This is a genomic window from Microcoleus sp. K4-B3, assembly GCF_036704615.1.
Classification (GTDB): Bacteria; Cyanobacteriota; Cyanobacteriia; order Cyanobacteriales; family Microcoleaceae; genus Microcoleus.
Genome location: NZ_JAUBSF010000199.1, coordinates 1 through 2,241, shown reverse-complemented (window position 1 = coordinate 2,241; position 2,241 = coordinate 1). Strand labels below are relative to the sequence as shown.

Annotated in this window: 3 protein-coding genes; 1 reads left to right on the top strand and 2 read right to left on the bottom strand. The window is 44.7% G+C overall.

What is annotated here, in order from left to right; all coding sequences use genetic code 11:
- Positions 1-169: 169 nt before the first annotated feature.
- On the top strand, positions 170-523 hold the full coding sequence (locus QUA78_RS32295; RefSeq protein ID WP_333307293.1) for a DUF6464 family protein: 354 nt from the start codon (positions 170-172) through the stop codon (positions 521-523).
- An 82-nt stretch (positions 524-605) separates the two neighbouring features.
- Here QUA78_RS32295 and QUA78_RS32290 read toward each other — a convergent pair whose 3' ends face one another.
- Together QUA78_RS32290 and QUA78_RS32285 are read right to left on the bottom strand one after the other, a co-directional pair.
- A complete protein-coding gene (locus QUA78_RS32290) occupies positions 606-956 on the bottom strand; it encodes a late competence development ComFB family protein (RefSeq protein ID WP_333307290.1) in 351 nt (116 codons plus the stop codon).
- A gap of 74 nt (positions 957-1,030) precedes the next feature.
- A complete protein-coding gene (locus QUA78_RS32285) occupies positions 1,031-1,339 on the bottom strand; it encodes a DUF1830 domain-containing protein (RefSeq protein WP_333307288.1) in 309 nt (102 codons plus the stop codon).
- Positions 1,340-2,241: the final 902 nt, after the last annotated feature.

The window sequence follows — 2,241 nt, the reverse complement described above, 5'->3', positions numbered from 1 at the left end:
TTAGTTATACTAACCAGTGGGTTAGGTTAACCGTCCCTGGATATTTCTATCCATTTAGATTAAACGAATCGCACTACTCTCTCTAAAAGAACTTATCTTTCTAGATGAAGAAGATGTAGGTTTAGTCAACTATTTGCCCATTTAGTTAAGCTCGCTCACATACCGCCAGATGGAACAAAATACTTTACCCATAGAGGTGATTCTCTCTCACCCCCGCCAATCCTTAGGCAGCATTCGGCTGGATTGGACGCCACAACCGGGGAACTATCTAGATTTAGAGGGACAAACCTACGCTGTTTTGGAACGCCACCACCGCTATCAGCTCAAATCCGGCCGCTACCGATTGCAAAAAATTGCCCTATACGTGCAGTCTGCTACACCGCCGAGGGAAAGAACTTTTGTAAGCGGCATCTGGGTTATCGGAGATGCTAGCTGCCGCTTTAATGCTCGATCGGAAATTCTGCGCTGTGCTGTCAATCCCAATGGCCCGTGCGATTGCTGCTGCGATTACGAAAAGTCTTGAACCATCGAGCCAGTAGACAATTCCAGCTTGCCCAACCGAGAGTGCCTAGGATCTGGGCGTCTCGCTCATTTACGACAAACTATCAAAACCAACTACCAACTCTCGAACCGAATTTAACTTGTTCAGGAAGGGGGTAATCTATCTTCTGATAGCTGTGCAGCACGTCGCGAATGCCAGCATGAATCAAACTTTCTATGTGCAGCAACTGCTCTGAAGTACAGCGAACCTGGAGTGTTTGGTTTGACACAGACTCGCCGGAGTCGATCGCAGTATATCTATTAGGAATTCGGCTGAGCACGTAAGCAATTAAATCCTGTCGCAAGCCAGAAGGCGAAAAAGCTTGTTGGTAGGGATGCGTCGGATAAGACTCCAAGATAATTTCTACTTCCTCTGTGACTACTGCCAAGGTAATATTGACAAGATTTTTCTGCATTTTTACCGTCCTCAAACACTGGTTAACTAATATTTTTGTTGCCGAGATCGAGCTCGTGTGATTTCTGCTGAATCTTAGCGGGCTAATACCGCACATCGTCCTTCGGGAATCACCAGCTCGATCTCGGAACTTACCTCTTCTATAACCCGCAAGACGTAGCAGGGAATCTTGTCCGATAAAATAGCACTTGCCACCGCACCCGTGTGAATTTCTAAGACGGCTTCTGATGCAGCTTCAAACATCAGTCGCTGTCCCGGAAACATCACTCTTTCAAAGTGCCAATTAGGAATATTCCCAATCCGCAGCACCTGAACTAGGTTGCTAACATTTGCGTAATAGCACAGAATCTGGTTGTTACCTTTAGAAGGTAGCTGATATGACATTGGAAAAATCTCCACACTCTTTCAACAACTTACTGAGACTTGGCTTTGCCTGTTAGTGGCAATTGCGAGTTGGGCTCTCGACCAAACGACCGACTTATTTTTGGGGTGTTATTCGAGAGCGCGAATCACATCTTCAGTTATTAATTTTTTTTACCGTTGAGTTCTCCTAGCCACACTTAGAGGACTGGCGCAGAAACCCCGTTTTTTTCGGTTAAAAAACCCGGTTTTTGTAGTATGCAGGGCCTAACTCTTGACTTATTCAGGCTGGTTGTACTGTAGCACCAGTTAATCTAAAGTACCGCCACTGACCCGAACTTTCCTGACAACAGGTTCGTTCTTCGGCAGCGGAATGGTGCTGAGATTGCGATCGACCTTCATATCGAGAGCTTGGAGTAAACTTTATCTAAAAAATATGAGGAAATTATGAAGACAATCATTTTTTTTGATAAATATACTTTTGCCGAAGCAGGGATTACAACACTTAGGTAGAAACCGGGTTTTTTACCAAAAAACTTGGCTGCATCTGTGATCCTGGGTTAAAAAACCCGGTTTCTGAGGGAAGCCTGCGTAACTCCTGGATTAGCAGGCAGAAACCGGGTTTTTTATCAAAAAACTTCGCTACATCTCTGATTTCGCGTTAAAAAAACCCGTTCTTGAGGCAAGTCTACGTAACTTCTGAAGGAGTTATTTTGCCTGTAAATACGCTGATAGCCCATCGGCTTTGCGGGTAACAAAAAACCCCGACTCCCTGAGATCATCTCTGCAACTTCTAGGGAATCAGAGTTTAAAGTAATACCAATTCCTCAAAATAAGGCTACACATAGATCCCACATTCCGCAGATATTCAAGCAGAGGTAAAGGAAGATAGATTCGGCAACAATAAACTCCCAAACGATTGCCGT